The organism is Streptomyces lomondensis (assembly GCF_014651035.1).
Lineage (GTDB): Bacteria > Actinomycetota > Actinomycetes > Streptomycetales > Streptomycetaceae > Streptomyces > Streptomyces lomondensis.
Genome location: NZ_BMWC01000001.1, coordinates 1,207,597 through 1,226,472 on the forward strand (window position 1 = coordinate 1,207,597; position 18,876 = coordinate 1,226,472).

General features: G+C 72.5%; 17 protein-coding genes. 14 read left to right on the plus strand and 3 right to left on the minus strand.

Features of this window, described 5'->3' with window-relative positions; translation table 11 throughout:
* The first annotated feature begins 132 nt into the window (after nt 1-132).
* From IE255_RS05200 to IE255_RS05220, 5 genes are all read left to right on the plus strand, one after another.
* Nucleotides 133-372, plus strand: a complete 240-nt coding sequence (locus IE255_RS05200; protein WP_190048897.1) for a hypothetical protein — start codon at nt 133-135, stop codon at nt 370-372.
* Nucleotides 373-409: 37 nt separating this feature from the next.
* Entirely contained in the window at nt 410-1,759 is a 1,350-nt protein-coding gene (locus IE255_RS05205; protein ID WP_190048898.1) for an NYN domain-containing protein, read from the plus strand.
* A 247-nt stretch (nt 1,760-2,006) separates the two neighbouring features.
* Nucleotides 2,007-3,047, plus strand: coding sequence for a C40 family peptidase (locus tag IE255_RS05210; protein ID WP_190048899.1), 1,041 nt, complete (start codon nt 2,007-2,009; stop codon nt 3,045-3,047).
* Nucleotides 3,048-3,257: 210 nt separating this feature from the next.
* Nucleotides 3,258-4,271, plus strand: a complete 1,014-nt coding sequence (locus tag IE255_RS05215; RefSeq protein ID WP_190048900.1) for a C40 family peptidase — start codon at nt 3,258-3,260, stop codon at nt 4,269-4,271.
* Nucleotides 4,272-4,304: 33 nt separating this feature from the next.
* The gene (locus tag IE255_RS05220) at nt 4,305-5,489 is read left to right on the plus strand and encodes a hypothetical protein (protein ID WP_190048901.1); all 1,185 of its coding nucleotides are present in this window, start codon (nt 4,305-4,307) and stop codon (nt 5,487-5,489) included.
* Here the strand turns inward: IE255_RS05220 and IE255_RS05225 are convergent.
* A complete protein-coding gene (locus IE255_RS05225) occupies nt 5,477-6,007 on the minus strand; it encodes a PadR family transcriptional regulator (protein WP_190048902.1) in 531 nt (176 codons plus the stop codon). The genes IE255_RS05220 and IE255_RS05225 overlap by 13 nt on opposite strands.
* A 104-nt stretch (nt 6,008-6,111) precedes the next feature.
* On the opposite strand from IE255_RS05225, the gene IE255_RS05230 reads away from it, so the two are divergent.
* Complete coding sequence (locus IE255_RS05230) at nt 6,112-7,437, plus strand: MATE family efflux transporter (RefSeq protein WP_190048903.1); 1,326 nt, start codon at nt 6,112-6,114, stop codon at nt 7,435-7,437.
* Here the strand turns inward: IE255_RS05230 and IE255_RS05235 are convergent.
* Nucleotides 7,395-8,633 (minus strand): glycosyltransferase 87 family protein, encoded by a 1,239-nt coding sequence (locus tag IE255_RS05235; protein ID WP_190048904.1) that lies wholly within the window; start codon nt 8,631-8,633, stop codon nt 7,395-7,397. The two genes, IE255_RS05230 and IE255_RS05235, sit on opposite strands and share 43 nt — an antisense overlap.
* 119 nt (nt 8,634-8,752) lie before the next feature.
* Here IE255_RS05235 and IE255_RS05240 point away from each other — a divergent pair, with 119 nt between their 5' ends.
* Together IE255_RS05240 and IE255_RS05245 are read left to right on the plus strand one after the other, a co-directional pair.
* The gene (locus IE255_RS05240) at nt 8,753-9,895 is read left to right on the plus strand and encodes a glycosyltransferase family 4 protein (RefSeq protein ID WP_190048905.1); all 1,143 of its coding nucleotides are present in this window, start codon (nt 8,753-8,755) and stop codon (nt 9,893-9,895) included.
* A gap of 115 nt (nt 9,896-10,010) precedes the next feature.
* Nucleotides 10,011-11,648, plus strand: coding sequence for a GMC oxidoreductase (locus tag IE255_RS05245; RefSeq protein ID WP_505016474.1), 1,638 nt, complete (start codon nt 10,011-10,013; stop codon nt 11,646-11,648).
* Between the two features lie 13 nt (nt 11,649-11,661).
* Here the strand turns inward: IE255_RS05245 and IE255_RS05250 are convergent, their stop codons facing one another.
* Complete coding sequence (locus IE255_RS05250) at nt 11,662-13,458, minus strand: AMP-dependent synthetase/ligase (RefSeq protein WP_190048907.1); 1,797 nt, start codon at nt 13,456-13,458, stop codon at nt 11,662-11,664.
* A gap of 296 nt (nt 13,459-13,754) precedes the next feature.
* On the opposite strand from IE255_RS05250, the gene IE255_RS05255 reads away from it, so the two are divergent.
* From IE255_RS05255 to IE255_RS05280, 6 genes are all read left to right on the plus strand, one after another.
* Complete coding sequence (locus IE255_RS05255) at nt 13,755-14,552, plus strand: metallophosphoesterase family protein (RefSeq protein WP_190048908.1); 798 nt, start codon at nt 13,755-13,757, stop codon at nt 14,550-14,552.
* 109 nt (nt 14,553-14,661) lie between these two features.
* Nucleotides 14,662-15,102, plus strand: coding sequence for an SRPBCC family protein (locus tag IE255_RS05260; RefSeq protein ID WP_190048909.1), 441 nt, complete (start codon nt 14,662-14,664; stop codon nt 15,100-15,102).
* Between the two features lie 109 nt (nt 15,103-15,211).
* Nucleotides 15,212-16,381 (plus strand): ArsA family ATPase, encoded by a 1,170-nt coding sequence (locus tag IE255_RS05265; protein ID WP_190048910.1) that lies wholly within the window; start codon nt 15,212-15,214, stop codon nt 16,379-16,381.
* Between the two features lie 44 nt (nt 16,382-16,425).
* Nucleotides 16,426-16,926 (plus strand): DUF5304 domain-containing protein, encoded by a 501-nt coding sequence (locus IE255_RS05270; protein WP_190048911.1) that lies wholly within the window; start codon nt 16,426-16,428, stop codon nt 16,924-16,926.
* Between the two features lie 133 nt (nt 16,927-17,059).
* Nucleotides 17,060-18,013, plus strand: coding sequence for an ROK family glucokinase (locus IE255_RS05275; protein WP_190048912.1), 954 nt, complete (start codon nt 17,060-17,062; stop codon nt 18,011-18,013).
* Between the two features lie 111 nt (nt 18,014-18,124).
* Nucleotides 18,125-18,871 carry an endonuclease/exonuclease/phosphatase family protein gene (locus tag IE255_RS05280; protein ID WP_190048913.1) on the plus strand — a complete coding sequence of 249 codons (747 nt, stop codon included), beginning with the start codon at nt 18,125-18,127 and terminating at the stop codon, nt 18,869-18,871.
* Nucleotides 18,872-18,876 lie beyond the last annotated feature (5 nt).

The window sequence follows — 18,876 nt, forward strand, 5'->3', positions numbered from 1 at the left end:
CAACCGCACAGACCGCCTCGCCGCCGTAGACGCGTGGGCGACGAGGACCCGCCAGGCCGTAGGGTTACGAGCCACACGCACCGGGGATGCCGGTGGCGTCACGGACACTAGAAGGAAAGAGAACAGGTCACGATGACGGTTCCCCTGCCGACCGCCGAGACGCGGTGGCGCTGCACCCTCTGCGGCAACCTCACGCGCTTCGACGTGACCCGCTCGTCGAAGGTCACCGAGTACGTTCACCTGGACCTGGCCGGAGAGCCGAAGGTCGAGGAGCGCGAGGTGCTCAGTGGGACCATCGAGTCGGTGCGCTGCCGCTGGTGCAACGCGGTGGACCAGGTGGAACTCGTGGACAGGCCGGGTGCCGGCTCCTGACGGGAGCTGGCCCCGCACAGGCATTGGGGTGTGACGGATGGCGGAGACCACGGGCGGGGGGCCGGGCGACGGCGCCGCCGAGGTGCTCGACCGTCCGCTGCCCGACGGCGTGCGCCGCAGGGTCGTCCAGATCGTCTCCGACGGCTTCGGCTCGCTGACGGTCGGCGAGCTGCCCGCGCAGCTCAGGCAGTACGCCCGGTTCGCCCCGAACCGCCGGGCCAAGTTCGCCGGCAACGCCATGGCCGCGGCGCTGGAGACCGACCCGCTGTTCCGGCAGCGCATCGGGGAGAAGCTCAGAGAGACCCAGCCGGAACTGACCGGCGCCCTCGACTCAGGCTCCCCGCCCCCGGCCGCGGACCCGCTCGACGTGGCGGCCGCGGCCTATGTACTGCGGCCGCCCGGCTGGGTGAAGCTGGTGACCGCCGCCGGCGAGGAGGCCCAGCGGGCCGACGCCGAGCGCGTCGACGAGGAGAACCGGGCCGAGCTGGAGCGGCTGCGCGCCGAACTCGCCCGGGCCCGTGAGCACACCAAGGCCGAGACCGAGCGGCTGCGCACGGAGCTGGAATCGGCCAAGAAGGAAGCCGAGTCGCTGCACCGCAAGCTCCGCGCCGCCCTCAGCGACGTCAAGCGCGGCGAGGCCGCCCTGCGCAAGGCGCACGGCGAGATCGAGGCCGTCCGCGCCGAGGGGCACGCCCAGGTGTCCGCGGCCGAGAGCGAGACCCGGCGGCTCAAGTCCCGGCTGGGCGAGACCGAGGCCGCCCTGGAGGCCGCGCGCCGGGCCGCCCGCGAGGGCCGCAGCGTCGAGGACATGCGGGTACGGCTGCTGCTGGACACCCTGCTGGACGCGACCCAGGGACTCCGCCGCGAACTGGCCCTGCCGCCGGTGTCGGTACGGCCCGCCGAGACCGTCGACGCCGTCGAGCCGGGCCGGATGACCCCCAAGGACATCGCCGCCCGCGCCCTGTCCGAGAACGACCCGCAGGTCCTCGACCAGCTGCTCGCGCTCCCGCAGGCCCACCTCGTCGTCGACGGCTACAACGTCACCAAGACCGGCTATCCGCAGATGCCGCTGGAGAAGCAGCGCCTCAGGCTGCTCGGGCAGCTCTCCCAACTGGCCGCGCAGAGCGGCGCCGAGGTGACCTGCGTCTTCGACGGGGCCGAACTGGCCGCTCCGGTGCTGCTCGCGCCCCCGCGCGGGGTCCGCGTGCTGTTCTCGAAGCCGGGTGTCACCGCCGACGAGCTCATCCGCCAGCTGGTGCGCGCCGAACCTCCGGGCCGCCCGGTCATCGTGGCGTCCACCGACCGCGAGGTCGCCGACGGAGTGGCCCGCGCGGGCGCCCGCCCCGTGGCCTCGGCGATGCTCCTCAAGCGCCTTTCGCGGGGCTAGGCGACGTACGGCCGTTCTGCAACTTCCGGGCGTGATGCCCGAATTAGTGGGACCTGTGAGCCACGTTAAGTCAAGTGGGTCTCACCCCCTGTGAGTCCAGATGAAAAGATGGTCTACCGTGACGCAAATTTTCAGCTGAGGATTTGAACTGATCACAGGAAGGTCACTAGGGTCAGGCCCCGAACCTCCGCTCGGGTGATCACTCATCGGGAGAGACGGCGGAGGGGCCAGAAGGAGCTTTTCACCCGTGGCGTCCCACCGTCGTCCGAAGCAGCCGAGCCGCGCACGTGTGACCGTGCTGACCACCGCCGCCGCCGCTGCCGTCGCCTTCAGCTCGCAGGCCGCCAACGCCGCCCCCAGCGAGAAGCCGAGCAAGGACGAGGTCAAGGCCAAGGTCGACAAGCTCTACGAGGAGGCCGAGCAGGCCACCGAGAAGTACAACGGGGCCAAGGAGAAGCAGGAGAAGCTCCAGAAGGAGATCTCCACCATCCAGGACAACGTCGCCCGCGGCCAGGAGGAGCTCAACGAGCTGCGCGACAGCCTGGGCCTCGCCGCCGCGTCGCAGTACCGCACCGGCTCCATCGACCCCTCGGTGCAGCTCTTCCTCTCCTCGGACCCGGACGACTACCTCGACAAGGCCTCCACGCTCGACCAGTTGAGCAGCCAGCAGGTCGAGGCGCTGAAGAAGGTCCAGGAGAAGCAGCGCGAACTCGCCCAGGAGCGCGCCGAGGCCTCCGAGAAGCTCAAGGACCTCGCCTCCACCCGCGCCGAACTCGGCAAGAAGAAGAAGGAAGTCCAGGGCAAGCTCGCCTCCGCGCAGAAGCTGCTCAACAGCCTCTCCGCCGCCGAGAAGGCCAAGCTGGCCGAGGAACAGAACCGCGCCAGCCGGGCCAGCGAGCGCGACGCCCTCACCGCCGACGTCCCGCCCGGCTCCGGCCGCGCCGCCGCCGCCTTCGCCTTCGCCCAGAGCCAGCTCGGCAAGCCGTACGTCTACGGCGCCACCGGCATGAGCTCCTACGACTGCTCCGGCCTCACCTCCCGGGCCTACGCGGCCGCCGGCGTGCAGATCCCGCGCACCTCCGAGGCGCAGACCACGATCGGCACCAAGATCTACTCGGTCAGCCAGCTCAAGGTCGGCGACCTGGTCTTCTTCTTCAACGACCTGCACCACGTCGGCCTCTACGCCGGCAACGGGCAGATCATCCACGCCCCGCGCACCGGCACGGTCGTCCGCTACGAGTCGATGGACACCATCGGCGGCCCCTTCATGTTCGGCGTCCGGGTCTGACCTCCGCTCCCCGGCGTCTCCAAGATCAGCACGCCGTATCCGCCGTTCGGGCGAATCGCGGCAGCTCCGAGTGAGCCCACGCCCCGCCAGTGACCTGCGTCACTGGCGGGGCGTCGTGCCGCATACCCACGGATGGTCGTTGGCGGCCCCCTGCCGCAGGGCTACTGTCTGCCGCGTTCCAGTCCGCCAGCGGAAGGAGAGCGGCTTCCCGTGGGGTCCCATCAACGCCTTGCACCGTCCGGGTTCGACCGGGGCGCCGGTGTCGCGGTCAGCCTCCTGTCCGTCGCGGCCGCCGCCCTGGGCGCGGTACCGGTCGCCGCCGCACCGCACGACGACACCCGGGCCAGGGTGGACCGGCTCTACACGCAGGCCGAGAAGGCGACCGAGGCCTACAACGAGGCCGACGAGCGCGCCGACGCACTGCGCGAGGAGGTCGGCACCGCCCGGGACCGGATCGCCCGGCAGCAGCAGCGCATCAACACCATGCGGGACTCGCTCGGTTCGCTCGCCGGCGCCCAGTACCGCTCGGGCGGCATCGACCCGGCCCTCGCCCTGCTGTTCGCCGACGACCCGGACGACTACCTCGACAAGGCCTCCCGGCTGGACCGCATCACCGCCCACCAGGCCGGCGAGCTGAAGGAGCTCCAGGACGCCATGCGCGAACTCGCCCAGGACCGTGAGGAAGCCGCCGGCAAGCTGCGCGAACTGGAGAGGAGCCGCAAGGCCGTCGCCGCCCACAAGAAGACCGTCGAGCGGAAGCTCGCCGCGGCCCGGCGGCTGCTCAACTCCCTGCCGGACGCCGAGCGCGAGGCCTACGCCCGCGCCTCCCGCTCCGGCCGCACCGGCATGCCCGACCTCGGAAGCGCCACCGCCGCCTCGGGCCGCGGGGCCGCCGCCGTCGCCGCCGCCCGCAGCGCGCTCGGCAGGCCCTACGTCTGGGGCGCCAACGGGCCCACCGGCTTCGACTGTTCGGGCCTGATGCAGTGGTCGTACGCGCAGGCCGGGATCTCCCTGCCGCGCACCTCGCAGGCCCAGCGGTACGCCGGCCGGCAGGTCCCGCTGTCCGAGGCGCGCCCCGGTGACCTGGTCGTCTACCGGGCCGACGCCAGCCATGTCGGGATGTACATGGGCAACGGCCAGGTCATCCACGCGCCTTACCCCGGCGCGCCCGTGCGCTACGACCCGGTCGGGATGATGCCCGTCTCGTCGGTCACCAGGGTCTGACCGGCGCGGCCCCGCGCCCGTACGATCGGGAACGTGGCTGGTCGAAGGTCGGGGTCCGGGGTGGTGGCGCTCGTTCTGCTGCTCGTCGCCCTGGTCGGGTGCGGCGGGCCGTCCGCCGCCGACAGGGCCACGGCCGACGTCCAGCGGCTCCTGGACCGGCGGGCCGCGGCGGTCCTCGACCGCGACGAGCGGGCCTACGAACGGACGGGCGCCGGGGGCGATTTCGCCCGGCTGCGCGCGGTGCCCCTGGCCGACTGGTCCTACCGCGTGACCGGACTGCACCGCACCGGCGACACGGCCACCGCCGACGCCGAACTGCGCTACCGCGTCGCGGGACACGACCGGGCGCCGGTGACCGCCGGGCGCACCCTGCGGCTCAGCCGGGACGCGGCCGGGCGATGGTCCGTGGACGCCGACCGGCCCGCGAGGAAGTCCGTCCAGCAGCTGTGGGACCAGGGGGCGGTGCAGGTCGTCCGGGGCGCGCACAGCCTCGTCCTCGGCGTCGGGCAGTCCGGCCGGTCGCTGCGCGACTTCGCGGACCTGGCCGACCGCGCGGTGCCCGCCGTGTCGGACGCGTGGGGCACGGACTGGAGCCGGCGGGTCGTCGTGCTCGTACCGAAGTCACTGGAGGCGATGGCGGGGCTGCTCGGCTCGCCCGCCTCCTCCTACCGCGGGATCGCCGCCGTCACCACCGGCGAGACGGGCGCGCCGCACCGGGCGGCGGCGGACCGGATCATCGTCAACCCGGACGCGTTCGCCCTCCTCGGCGGGCTCGGCGAGCAGGTCGTCGTCACGCACGAGACGACCCATGTCGCCACCCGCGCCGCCACCACCGCCGCCACGCCGCTGTGGCTGTCCGAGGGCTACGCCGACTGGGTCGGCTACCGCGCCGCCGGCCGCACCCCTGCCGAGGCCGCGCCCGAGCTGTCCCGGGCGGTGGGCACGGGCCGGATCCCGGCCGCGCTCCCGGACGACGAGGACTTCGGCTTCACCGGCGACGCGAGCCGCCTGGCCCGGGCCTACGAGAGCGGCTGGACGGCGTGCCGGCTGATCGCCGACCGCTGGGGCGAGTCGCGGCTGCGCGAGTTCTACCGGGCCGTCGGGGAGCACCGGGAGCGGGCCGGGGCGGTGGAGGAGGCGATGCGGGAAGTGCTGGGCACGACGCCGGAGGCCTTCACGGCGGAGTGGCGGGAGTATCTGCGGACTCAGCTGGGCTGATCCAGCAGCTCGATGGCCTCCCGCAGCCAGGCCCGTTCCGCCTCGCCCGTCGCCCGGGCGACCCGCAGCATGCCCTGGCGGAACAGGTCGTCCGCCTCCTCGGCCCGGACCGGCTTGCCGGAGTCGTAGAAGAAGCTCGTCGGTGTGTCCAGGAAGTCCAGCCTGCGGCGCAGCACCGCGGCCTGCTCGTGCCGGTCGGGCAGGTGGCGCAGGAACGCCAGGACCGTGTTGAAGCGGACCTGGTCGGTGATCTCGGTCTGCTTCGGACGGCGCAGCCGCTCCAGCAGCTCCGCGCGGCCCTGGTCGGTGAGGGCGAGGATCCGGCGCGGGGCGGCGCTCGCCCCCGGTTCGGTGTGCTGGTCGAGCAGGCCCGCCCCGACCAGGCGCGTGATCGCCGGGTAGAGCGCGCCGTCGCTGACCGGCCGGACGTGTCCGGTCAGCGCCTTGATGCGCTCCTTCAGCTCATAGCCGTGCAGGGGCTCCTCGGCCAGAAAGCCCAGGATCGACAGCTCCAGCATGGTCCTCCTTGCGGGCGTGTACCGAGCATGCTACCTCTTATCGAGCTACCTCTAACCGAGGTAGCTCGGATCGAGGGTTCGTCACGACTCGGGGGGACACCACCGTGAACGCCCACCGCGAGCAGCTGCTCCTGCTCGCCCGCCCCGTCTACGTCTCGCTCCTGGCCTCCGTCGCCGCCGGGATCATCAACACCGTCTGGGTCGCCCGGCTGGGCGGCCCGGCCGTGGCCGCCGTGGCCGTGGCGACCACCACGGAGAACGTGCTGCTCGGCATCGCCCTGGTCTTCGGCTCCGGCACGACCGTGCTGGTCGCACACGCCCGGGGCGCCCGCGATCCCGGCGCCGTCCGGGCCGCCGTGCGCGGCGGATGGGCGCTGTGGGCACTGGTGACACCGGCGGTGGTGGCCTGCGGGCTGCTGGGGCGCGAACCGCTGGCCCGGCTGGTGCTGGGCGGGGCCGACAGCGCCGCCCTCCCGCTCGCCGTCGCCTACTTCACGCTCTCCATGCCCGGCATGGCCGTCTTCTTCGCCCAGCAGCTCGTCGACGGCATCCTCAAGGGCACCGGCGACACCCGCACCCCGATGCGCCTCGCCCTGCTGTCCAACGGCATGATCCTGGCCCTCGACCCGTTCCTCATCCACCTCTGCGGCGTCCAAGGAGCCGCCGCCTCCACGGTGCTGTGCCGGTCCGTCGCGCTCGGGGCCGGGCTCGTCGCGGTCCGGCGCAACGCACTGCTGCGGAGCGCCCGCGGTGCGGCACCGGGGGAGTCCCTGGCCGTCTCCCTGCGCCGGACGCTGTCGACCGGCCTGCCCATGTCCGCCGACTTCACCGTGCGGCAGGCGGGTGCCCTGGTCCTGGTCGCGATCGTGGCGCGGCTCGGGGTGACGGCGGTGGCCGCGTACGCGATCGCCTACAAGGTCCTGTACCTGGCGACCATGGCCTTCTACGCGATCCGCCAGGCCGCCTCCATCCACACCGCGCACCTGCGCGGAGCGGGGAAGGACGAGCGGCGGGCGATCGGGCGGCAGGCCGTGCTCCTCTCCGGCGCCCTCGGGCTCACCGCGGCCGTGCTCCTGGCCGTCACCGCGCCCTGGATCATGGCCGCCTTCGGCGCCGGGCCCGGGGTCGCGCGCGAGGGTGTGCTGTTCCTGCGCTGCGTCGGGCCCTATCTGGTGCTGCTGGGCTGCCTCATCGCGCTCGGCGGGGTCTTCGAGGGCAGCGGGGGAGCCTCGGTGCTGCTGCGGGTGACCGTCCTCGGGACGGCCGTCCAGCTGGGACTGGCGTACGCCCTGACCGGGCTCGGGCTGCCCGGGGTGTGCCTCGCGCTGGCGCTCGCGGCGGGGGTGCAGTGCGCGCTGGCGGGGCTGCTGTTCCGGCGGGCGGCGGCTCAGGAGGAGACGGGGGTCTCGTCGCCGGTGCGGGCGGGCTGAGAAGGCACGGGAGCGGGGAGGGTGCGCGGGACCGTCGCACGCCACAGGGCGCGGGCCGCGAGGAGTGCGGCGGCCACCAGGAGGCCGTTGCGCAGGAACAGCAGGGTGAGCCCGAGGCCGTCGCTGGCCACGACGTTGGCGAAGTACAGCGGGAACTCCAGCACCGTCACGAAGCACGCCACCAGCACCAGGACGACCGGCAGCCGCATCCGGCTCCCCGGGAAGTACAGGCACACCGCCGCCAGCCCGACCAGCCACACCATGTACTGCGGGCTGATCACCCGGCTGGTGGTGGTGAACATCAGCACCGCCACGAAGGCCGCGTCGGCGACCGTGTGCTCCTCGAAGCGCCGGGCCAGCAGCCGCCACAGCACCAGCCAGCCGAAGGCCGCCCCCGTCAGGAACAGCGCGGCCGTGCTCACCTCGCTCACATACGGCCCGAGGAACTCGATCGAGCCGTAGTTCAGCTTCACCTCGCCCCGCCAGCCGAAGTGCCGGGCGACATGGAAGACCAGCGCGCCCAGTGACTCCACCTCGGTGCCCCGGTCGCGCTGGAAGGTCAGGAAGGCGAACGCGCCCGGCATGGCCAGGGCGAACACGCCGGTCACGGCGGCGCCGGTCACCAGGGCCGACACCCAGGCGCTGCGCCTGCGGGCGGCCAGCAGCAGCATCGCCGGCCACACCTTCAGCAGGGCGCCGAAGGCGGCCAGGGCCCCCATCGCCTTCGGGTGCCGGGCGCCCGCGAGCAGCGCCGCCACGGCCACCGCCGTGACCATCACGTCGTAGCGCGCGTACACCGTCGGCCCGAGCAGCGGCACGCCGATCACCCATACCCAGGCGCCGCGCAGCGACCGGCCCGGGCGGCGTCCCGCGAACGTCAGCAGCGCCAGCACGGCCAGGTCGGTGACGCAGACCAGGACGAAGAAGGCGGTCGCGTACTCCAGGAAGGGCAGCAGCGCGGGGGAGAGGATCGCCAGGGCGGCGGCGGGCGGGTACTGCCAGGTGACGTCCTCGAGAGGGAACGTTCCGGTGCGCAGGACGTCGTACCAGCCCTGGTAGATCACGTGCACGTCGCTCGTGACGTCCGGGCCCGGGAAGACGTACACCTTCAGCACGAACAGCAGCAGCACCAGCCTCGTGAGACACCAGATCACCGGCAGCCATGCCAGGGACCGCCCCGCGCCCGTCGTCTTCACGTGATCCCTGCCCGTTCGCTGTGCCGTGTTGATGGGGCCATGATGGGCCCACCGGCTGTGAGCGTGCCATACATGCTGCCGCGCATGGCCGTGCGGGGCGGTTCGGTAGGGTCGGCGGCGTGCGCAAGACCCTGATCGTGACCAACGACTTCCCGCCCCGGCCCGGCGGCATCCAGGCGTTCCTGCACAACATGGCGCTGCGGCTGGACCCGCGGCAGCTGGTGGTCTACGCCTCCACGTGGAAGCGCGGCCGGGAGGGCGTCGAGGCGACCCGCGCCTTCGACGCCGAGCAGCCCTTCACCGTCGTACGCGACCGTACGACCATGCTGCTGCCCACCCCGGGCGCCACCCGGCGGGCCGTCGGGCTGCTGCGGGAGCACGGCTGCACGTCGGTGTGGTTCGGGGCGGCGGCCCCGCTCGGCCTGATGGCCCCGGCGCTGCGGGCCGCGGGCGCCGAGCGGCTGGTGGCCACCACGCACGGCCACGAGGCCGGCTGGGCCCAGCTGCCCGCCGCCCGGCAGCTGCTGCGCCGCATCGGGAACTCCACGGACACGATCACCTACCTCGGCGAGTACACGCGCTCCCGGATCGCCACCGCCCTGACCCCGGAGGCGGCCGCACGGATGGCGCAGCTGCCGCCCGGGGTCGACGAGAAGACCTTCCACCCCGGCTCGGGCGGCGACGAGATCCGGGCCCGCCTCGGCCTCACGGACCGCCCGGTCGTGGTCTGCGTCTCCCGCCTCGTCCGGCGCAAGGGCCAGGACACCCTGATCCGGGCCATGCCCCGGATCCTGGCGGCCGAGCCGGACACCGTGCTGCTGATCGTCGGGGGCGGCCCCTACGAGAAGGACCTGCGCCGCCTCGCGCACGAGACCGGCGTCGCCCCCGCCGTACGCTTCACCGGCGCCGTCCCCTGGTCCGAGCTGCCCGCCCACTACGGCGCCGGCGACGTCTTCGCGATGCCCTGCCGCACCCGCCGCGGCGGCCTGGACGTCGAGGGCCTCGGCATCGTCTACCTGGAGGCCTCCGCGACGGGCCTCCCGGTCGTCGCCGGCGACTCCGGCGGCGCCCCCGACGCGGTCCTCGACGGCGAAACGGGCTGGGTGGTACGCGGCGGCTCCCCCGAGGAGACGGCCGATCGCATCACCACCCTCCTCGGCGACGCCGAGCTGCGCCGCAGGATGGGCGAGCGGGGCAGGGAATGGATCGAGGAGAAGTGGCGCTGGGACTTGCTGGCGGAGCAACTGAGGGACTTGCTGTAAGTGCCCTCAGGGGCGCGGGGAACTGCGCGACCGGCCACAGCGAACCCGCACCCGCCGTCAACGATCAAGCGGCACCCCACTAGGCGGAACCCCGAATACCGCCGATGCTGCGCTCATGACAGCAAACCTGACACATCGTCATCTGACAAGACGTCAAATCCTCGGCATGGCAGCCCTGCAAACCGCAGCCACCCTCGGCTTCACCCGCATCGGCCTCGAAAGCGCCCGAGCCACCCAGCCCGACGCAGTCGACACGGCCCCCGCCATAGTCGTCGGCTCCGGCTACGGCGGCGCCGTAGCCGCCCTCCGCCTCGGCCAGGCCGGCATCCGCACCCTCGTCCTGGAGATGGGCCGCCTCTGGAACACCCCCGGCCCCGACGGCAACGTCTTCTGCTCCACCCGCACCCCGGACCAGCGCTCCATGTGGTTCCGCACCCGCACCGAGGCCCCGCTCGGCACCTTCCTCTGGCTGGACGTCGTCAACCGGGACATCAGCCGCTACCCGGGCGTCCTGGACCGCGTCCACTTCGCGCAGATGTCCGTGTACGTCGGCCGGGGCGTCGGCGGCGGCTCCCTGGTCAACGGGAGCATGGCGGTCACCCCGCCCCGCGCGTACTTCGCCGAGCAGTTCCCCACCGTCGACGCCGACGAGATGTACGGCACGTACTTCCCGCGCGCCCGCACCGCCCTCGGCGTGAACACCGTCGACCCCGCCTGGTTCGAGTCGACGGACTGGTACCGCTTCACCCGCGTCTCCCGCGCGCACGCCGAGAACGCCGGCCTGCGGACCACCTTCGTGCCGAGCGTCTACGACTTCGGCCACATGCGGCGCGAGGCGGCCGGCACCGCCCCGAAGTCCGCGCTCGCCGGCGAGGTCATCTACGGCAACAACCACGGCAAGCGCAGCCTCGACAAGACCTACCTCGCCGCCGCCCTCGGCACCGGCAAGGTCACTGTCCACACCCTGGAGAAGGTGCGCGCGATCAGCAGGGCGCCGGACGGCACGTACGTCCTGACCGCCGACCGCATCGACGCCACCGGCCGGGTCGTCGAGACCAAGGAGTACGGCTGCACGTACCTCTTCCTCGGCGGCGGCAGCCTCGGCACCACCGAACTGCTGCTGCGCGCCCGGGAGACCGGCACCCTGCCCGACCTCGCCCCGAGCGTCGGCACCGGCTGGGGCCCCAACGGCAATGTCATGCTCGGCCGGGCCAACCACCTGTGGGACACGGTCGGCGCGAACCAGTCGACCATGCCGGTCATGGGCATCGACGACTGGGCCAACACCGCGAACCCCGTGTTCGCCGAGATCGCCCCGCTGCCGACCGGCCTGGAGCACTGGGTGAGCCTCTACCTGGCGATCACCAAGAACCCGGAGCGGGCGGCCTTCTCCTACGACACCGGCTCGGGAGAGCTGCGCCTCGGCTGGACCGCCGCCCACAGCGCGGTCTCCGCCGCCATGGCCAGGAAGCTGTTCGACCGGATCAACGCGGCCAACTCCACGATCTACCGGTACGACCTGTTCGGCTCCCCCAGCAAGGTCTTCGCCGACGACTTCACGTACCACCCGCTGGGCGGCTGCGTGCTCGGGAAGGCGACCGACGACTACGGGCGCGTGAAGGGGTATTCCAGGCTGTACGTCACGGACGGCTCGCTCGTGCCCGGGTCGCTCGGCGTGAACCCCTTCGTGACCATCACGGCGCTCGCCGAACGCACGATGGCGCGGGTCCTCGCCGAGGACACCGCGCCATAGACGACCCCAGGGGTCACTTCGCGTAGATCGCCTCGATCTCGTGCGCGTAGTCCTTCGCCACCACGTTCCGCTTCAGCTTCAACGAGGGCGTCAGGTGGCCCGACTCCTCCGTGAACTGGGAGGACAGAATGCGGAACTTCCGCACCGATTCCGCCTTCGACACCGCGGCGTTGCCGTCGTCGACCGCCGCCTGGATCGCGGCCAGCAGGTCCGGGTCCTCGCACAGCGACGCCGCGGTGGAACCCGCCGGCTTGCCGTGGTCGGAGCACCAACGGCCCAGGAACTCCTCGTCGATGGTGACCAGCGCGCCCACGAACGGCCGCCCGTCGCCGACCACCATGCACTCCGCGACCAGGGCGTGCGCCCGGATGCGGTCCTCGATCACGGCCGGGGCGACGTTCTTGCCGCCCGCGGTGACGATGATCTCCTTCTTGCGGCCGGTGATCCGGAGGTAGCCGTCCTCGTCGAGCGTGCCGATGTCGCCGGTGTGGAACCAGCCGTCGGCCAGCGCCTCCGCGGTCGCGCCGGGGTTGTTCCAGTACTCCTTGAACAGGTGCTCGCCGTGCAGCAGCACCTCGCCGTCGTCGGCGATCCGCACCACCGAGCCGGGCAGCGGCTGCCCGACCGTGCCGATCTTCTGCCGGTCCCAGGGGTTGAACGCCGTCGCAGCGCAGGACTCGGTCAGGCCGTAGCCCTCCAGGACCGTGAAGCCGATCCCGCGGAAGAAGTGCCCGAGCCGCTCGCCCAGCGGGGCGCCGCCGGAGATGGCGTACTCGCCCCGACCGCCGAGGACCGCGCGCAGCTTGCTGTAGACGAGCTTGTCGAACGTCCTGTGCTTGATCCGCAGGCCGAGGGACGGGCCCGAGGGGGTGTCCAGCGCCTTGCTGTACGCGATTGCCGTGTCGGCGGCCTTGTCGAAGATCTTGCCCTTGCCGTCGGCCTGCGCCTTGGCACGCGCCGAGTTGTAGACCTTCTCGAAGACGCGCGGCACACCCAGGATCAGGGTGGGGCGGAACGCGGCCAGCTCGTCGGTGAGGTTCTTGATGTCCGGGACGCAGCCGAGCTTGATCGGCGCCATCATCGGCGCGATCTGCACCAGCCGCCCGAAGACGTGCGCGAGCGGCAGGAAGAGCAGCACCGAGCACTCGCCCGTGCGGAACAGCGGACGCAGCCGCTCCACGATGTTGCCGCACTCGGCGAAGAAGCTGCGGTGGGTGAGCACACAGCCCTTGGGGCGGCCGGTGGTGCCCGAGGTGTAGACGATGGTCGCCGGGTCGTCGGCCTTGGCGATCGAGCTGCGCTCCTCGACCGTCTCGTCCATGACGTCCTGGCCGAGCCGGCCCAGCTCGTCGAGGCCGCCGCCCTCGATCTGCCAGACGTGCTTGAGCGCCGGCAGCCGGTCGCGCACCGACTCGACGGCGGCCGTGTGGCCGTCCGTCTCCACGACGCAGGCGGTCGCGCCCGAGTCACCGAGGATCCACTGCACCTGCTCCGGCGAACTGGTCTCGTACACCGGCACGGTCACCGCGCCCGCGCTCCAGATCGCGAAGTCCAGCAGCGTCCACTCGTAGCGGGTGCGGGACATCAGGCCTACCCGGTCGCCCGGCTGGACCCCCGCGGCGATCAGCCCCTTCGCGGCCGTGCGCACCTCGGCGAGGAAGGCGGTGGCCGTGACGTCCTGCCAGGTGCCGCCGACCTTGCGGGCGATCACGGCGACGTCCGGGTGCTGCGCGGCGTTTCTGCGGACGATGTCGGTCAGATTTCCGTCCGCAGGGACCTCGTACAAAGCCGGAAGGCTGAACTCGCGCAAGACTGCTGCTCCTCATAGGGCGCCGGCGCCACGACGGTGTGTGCTGCGACGGTGCGGTCCAAGGCTCGGGCGGGTACTCGGGCATTCACTTGTTGAAATGCAGAGCACGACTGGACTGCCCGGACGTTACCCGCCGGTATGGCGTCTCCGACAGGGGGTCCCGTCGAGATGTTCGCTGCGTCACACAGTTGGGTATTCCTTCGCGCACAGTAGTCCACGCACTAACTGACTGGCCAGTAACCGCAGGTCCGGCCGCCACTGTTCACGTTTGCCGCACAGGCTTACGCTTGATCGTCATGGCACCCACACCAGCCGGAAATCACCGGACGCGCGTGCACGTGGTCAGTGACGTGCACGGCAACGCCCGTGACCTGGCCAGAGCCGGCGAGGGCGCCGACGCTCTGATCTGCCTGGGCGACCTCGTCCTCTTCCTCGACTACGCCGACCACTCGCGCGGCATCTTCCCCGACCTGTTCGGCGTCGAGAACGCCGACCGCATCGTCGCGCTGCGCACCGCCCGCCGCTTCCAGGAGGCCCGGGAGTTCGGGGCCCGGCTGTGGGCCGGCGTCGGCGAGGACCGCGCCTCGGTGATCGAGAAGGCGGTGCGCAAGCAGTACGCCGAGCTGTTCGCCGCGTTCCCCACTCCGACGTACGCCACCTACGGCAACGTCGACATGCCGCCCCTGTGGCGGGAGTACGCCGGCCCCGGCACGACCGTGCTCGACGGCGAGCGCGTCGAGATAGGCGGCCGGGTCTTCGGCTTCGTGGGCGGCGGCCTGCGCACGCCGATGCGGACGCCGTACGAGATCAGCGACGAGGAGTACGCGGCCAAGATAGAGGCCGTCGGCGAGGTCGACGTGCTGTGCACGCACATCCCGCCCGAGGTCCCCGAGCTGGTCTACGACACCGTCGCGCGCCGTTTCGAGCGCGGCAGCCGGGCCCTGCTGGACGCCATCCGCCGCACCCGGCCCCGGTACTCCCTCTTCGGACACGTGCACCAGCCGCTGGTGCGGCGGATGCGGATCGGGGCAACCGAGTGTGTGAACGTGGGGCACTTCGCGGGGACCGGGACGCCGTGGGCGCTGGAATGGTGAGGACGTCCCAGGTCGGGTGAGATCGGCGGGTCCTGTGCGCGGTAGCCTTCACGCTGCGCACTCGTGCGCACGATCTCTTAACCGGCCCGCATCTGGAGGAGCCACGGCGATGGCGGAACACACCAGCTCGAGCATCACCATCGAGGCGGCCCCGGCCGATGTCATGACGGTCATCGCCGATTTCGCCCGCTACCCGGACTGGACCGGCGAGGTGAAGGAGGCGGAGGTCCTGAAGACCGACGAGCAGGGCCGCGCGGAGCAGGTCCGGCTCGTCATGGACGCCGGTGCGATCAAGGACGACCAGGTGCTCGCGTACACCTGGACCGGGGAACACGAGGTCTCCTGGACGCTGGTGAAGTCCCAGATGCTGCGGTCCCTCGACGGCACGTACATTCTGAAGTCGGCGGGGGCGGGGGGTACGGAGGTCACGTACGCGCTCACCGTCGACGTCAAGATTCCCATGCTCGGGATGATCAAGCGCAAGGCGGAGAAGGTCATCATCGACCGGGCGCTGGCGGGGCTGAAGAAGCGCGTGGAGTCGGGCACGTAGGGATCGCGCCGTAGGGGTGCCGGTGCTGGGCCGGGTGCGGGTGCGTCGTGGCTGGTCGCGCAGTTCCCCGCGCCCCTGGGTCGGCCACCCCGGGGTACCGTTCAACCCCATGCGCACCCTCCTGATCACCGGCCCCGGCGGCAGCGGGCGTACCACCCTCGCCGCCGCCACTGCCCTGGCCGCGGCGGCCGACGGTACGGACACCCTGGTCCTGTCCGCCGACCCCACGGACACCCTCGGTGCCGCCCTCGGCGTCCCGACCGGCCCCGCCCCGGTCCAGGCCGCCCCCCGCCTCACCGCCTGGCGCCCGGACCCGGCCGAGGACTTCCGCAAGGACCTCACCGCCCTCCAGGACCGCGCCTCCTCCGCGCTCGACCTCCTCGGCGCCTCCCGCCTCGACCCCGAGGAACTCACCCCCCTGCCCGGCGCGGAGGAACTCGCCCTGCTGCGCGCCCTGCGCGACGCAGCCCTGGCGGAGCGGCATGACCTGCTCGTCGTCGACCTGCCCCCGGTGCCGCAGGCTCTCGCCCTGCTCGCGCTGCCCGAGGAACTCCGCCGCTACCTGCGCCGGCTGCTCCCGCCCGAACGGCAGGCGGCCCGCGCCCTGCGCCCCGTCCTCGGCCGGCTCGCCGGCGTCCCCATGCCCGCCGAGTGGCTGTACGAGACAGCGGCCCGCTGGGACCTGGAACTGGCCGCCGTAGAGGCGGTCGTCGCCGACCGCGACACCGTCGTACGCCTCGTCGCCGAGCCCGGCCCGGCCGGTGCCGACGCCGTCCGCACCGCCGGACTCGGCCTCGCCCTGCGCGGCCTGCGCACCGACCTCGTGGTCGCCAACCGCGTCCTGCCCGAGGCGTCCCCGGACACCTGGCTGGCCGGCCCGGTCGCCCAGCAGCGCAAGACGCTGGAGGAGTGGCGGGAGTCGTACGAGGTCCGCACCGTCGCCCACCTCGGCCGCGACCCGCGCGGCGGCGACGACCTCACCGCCCTCGCCGTGCCCGGCGCCGGCCGGGACGCCCCGGTCGTCGAGTGGCCCGTGACCGACCGGCTCGGCGCCGACGGCGTGCTCGTCTGGCACATCCCGCTGCCCGGTGCCATACGCGACGAGCTGGACCTCGTCCGGCGCGGCGACGAACTCGCCGTCACGGCGGGCCGGTTCCGCCGTATCGTTCCGCTGCCCTCGGCGCTGCGCCGCTGCACCGTCGACGGAGCCGCCCTGCGCGAGGACGAGCTGCGCATCCGCTTCGCACCCGACCCGAAGCTCTGGCCGCAGACGCGGTGAGAGGGGGTAACGTCGTAGGGACGAACCGTAGTCAGGAGTCCGTCATGAGCGAAGAGGTCCCCCCGCCCGGCGAGGCCCGCGAAGACGCCGTGGACGAGATGCGGGCGACCGACGCCGACGCCTGGGCGACCGCGTGCGCCGAGGACCTCGAGGCGGAGAAGGCCCGCCGCCGCACCCAGTACGGCCCGCCCCCGGGCTCGGCGGCCGAGGAACTGAAGAAGCTCGTCGACGCCGTCGCGGACAAGCTGTCCGGCATCCAGTCCCCCCTGTTCGGCGCGGTCGCGGGTCCCGCCGCCCAGCAGGTCGTACGCCAGGTCGTCCAGCAGGCCAAGGACGCCGTGGAACCCGTCATCGAACGCAACCCGGACGTCTTCGACCACCTGGCCGCCGCCGGGAACGAACTGCTCGCCGCCTACCGCTCCGCCGTCCAGGCCCAGGAGCGGCGCTGGACCGGCCGCGACGACCAAGACGACCCCCGTGACCTGGGCGAACGCCATGACCGGGGCGACGAGGACGGCCCCGGGGAGCGCATCGACCTGGACTGAGTCCCGGGCCCCGGCGAAGCGGCGGACGGCGCGCCGCCGCCCGGCGTGCCCAGCGTGCGGACGACGGGAAACCCGACGGCAGGGCCTCGGGTACCGTTGGCCGTAGCGGGGCTCGACCGAAACTGAGGGATTCATGGGACTCACCATCGGCGTCGACATCGGCGGCACGAAGATCGCGGCCGGCGTGGTCGATGAGGAAGGCAACATCCTCTCGACCCACAAGGTGCCGACCCCGGGCACGCCCGAGGGCATCGTGGACGCCATCGCCTCGGCGGTGGAAGGCGCACGCGCCGGGCACGACATCGTCGGCGTGGGCATCGGCGCCGCCGGCTATGTGAACCGGCAGCGCTCCGAGGTCTACTTCGCACCCAACATCCACTGGCGCAACGAGCCGCTCAAGGAGAAGGTCGAGGCCCGCGTGGGCCTCCCGGTGGTCGTCGAGAACGACGCGAACGCCGCGGCGTGGGGCGAGTACAAGTTCGGCGCCGGCAAGGGCCACCGCAACGTCATCTGCATCACGCTCGGCACGGGCCTCGGCGGCGGCATCATCATCGGCAACAAGCTGCGCCGCGGGCACTTCGGCGTGGCCGCCGAGTTCGGCCACATCCGCATGGTGCCGGACGGCCTGCTGTGCGGCTGCGGTTCCCAGGGCTGCTGGGAGCAGTACGCGTCGGGTCGTGCGCTGGTGAGGTACGCCAAGCAGCGCGCCAACGCCACCCCCGAGAACGCCGAGATCCTCCTGGGTCTCGGCAACGGCACCCCCGACGGCATCGAGGGCAAGCACATCTCCATGGCCGCCCGCCAGGGCGACCGCGTGGCCGTCGACTCCTACCGCGAACTGGCCCGCTGGGTCGGCGCGGGCCTCGCCGACCTCGCCTCCCTCTTCGACCCCTCCGCCTTCATCGTCGGCGGCGGCCTCTCCGACGAGGGCGAACTGGTCCTGGGCCCCATCCGCAAGTCCTACAAGCGCTGGCTGGTCGGCGGCAACTGGCGCCCGGTCGCCGAGGTCCGCGCAGCGGAACTGGGCAACAAGGCGGGCCTGGTAGGAGCAGCGGACCTGGCCAGGGAACCCGACCCGATCATGTAAACGACTTGAGGGGTTCGCCCCAGGGGCGCGGGGAACTGCGCGACAAGCCACAGACAACCGGCACTCGCGCACACACCCCGCGCTCCGAGCCAGTGGGCGTAAATTGATCACATGCCCCTGCTCCCCAACTCCCGTACCGAACCCGACGGTTCCGCGGTCATCAGGGTCCTCAGCTACAACATCCGCTCCATGCGCGACGACACCGACGCCCTGGCCCGTGTCATCCGCGCCTGCGCCCCCGACCTGGTCCTGATCCAAGAAGCCCCCCGCTTCTTCCGCTGGCGCAAGAAACTCGCCCGCCTGGCCCGCGCCTCCGACCTGGTCGTCGTCACCGGCGGCGCCACCACCACAGGCCCGGCGATCCTCAGCTCGCTCCGGGCGGGCATCGAACGCACGGAGGACGTCCTCCTGCCCCTCACCCCCGGCCTGCACCGCCGCGGCTTCGCCACAGCGGTCGTCCGCTTCGCCGGCACCCGTCTCGGCGTCCTGAGCTGTCACCTGTCGCTGCAGAAGGACGAGCGCTACGACCAGGCCGGCCTGCTCCTGGACCGGCTCGCCGGGCTGGGCGTGGAGCACGCGATCGCCGGCGGCGACCTGAACGAACGCCCCGACGGACCCGCCTTCCGACGGCTGGCCGCCGGTCTGACCGACTGCCGGGCCGCCGCACCCTGGGGCGGCGAGCACACCTGGACCCCCGCCGACCCCTACCAGCGCATCGACGCGATCTTCGCGACCAGGGGCATCGAGGTGCTGGGCTGCGGCGTACCGCTCGAACAGCCCGGGGTGACCGAGGCAGACCTGAGGGCGGCCACGGACCACCTCCCGGTCCTGGCCGCCCTCAGAATCCCCGCCGGCTAGACGAA

What these genes read in the sequence shown, in the direction of transcription:
- IE255_RS05280 (WP_190048913.1), top strand. Translation starts at nt 18,125, where the DNA reads ATGCCCCTGCTCCCCAACTCCCGTACCGAACCCGACGGTTCCGCGGTC.
- IE255_RS05275 (WP_190048912.1), top strand. Translation starts at nt 17,060, where the DNA reads ATGGGACTCACCATCGGCGTCGACATCGGCGGCACGAAGATCGCGGCC.
- IE255_RS05205 (WP_190048898.1), top strand. Translation starts at nt 410, where the DNA reads ATGGCGGAGACCACGGGCGGGGGGCCGGGCGACGGCGCCGCCGAGGTG.
- IE255_RS05245 (WP_505016474.1), top strand. Translation starts at nt 10,011, where the DNA reads ATGACAGCAAACCTGACACATCGTCATCTGACAAGACGTCAAATCCTC.
- IE255_RS05225 (WP_190048902.1), bottom strand. Translation starts at nt 6,007, where the DNA reads ATGCTGGAGCTGTCGATCCTGGGCTTTCTGGCCGAGGAGCCCCTGCAC.
- IE255_RS05265 (WP_190048910.1), top strand. Translation starts at nt 15,212, where the DNA reads ATGCGCACCCTCCTGATCACCGGCCCCGGCGGCAGCGGGCGTACCACC.
- IE255_RS05200 (WP_190048897.1), top strand. Translation starts at nt 133, where the DNA reads ATGACGGTTCCCCTGCCGACCGCCGAGACGCGGTGGCGCTGCACCCTC.
- IE255_RS05260 (WP_190048909.1), top strand. Translation starts at nt 14,662, where the DNA reads ATGGCGGAACACACCAGCTCGAGCATCACCATCGAGGCGGCCCCGGCC.
- IE255_RS05270 (WP_190048911.1), top strand. Translation starts at nt 16,426, where the DNA reads ATGAGCGAAGAGGTCCCCCCGCCCGGCGAGGCCCGCGAAGACGCCGTG.
- IE255_RS05255 (WP_190048908.1), top strand. Translation starts at nt 13,755, where the DNA reads ATGGCACCCACACCAGCCGGAAATCACCGGACGCGCGTGCACGTGGTC.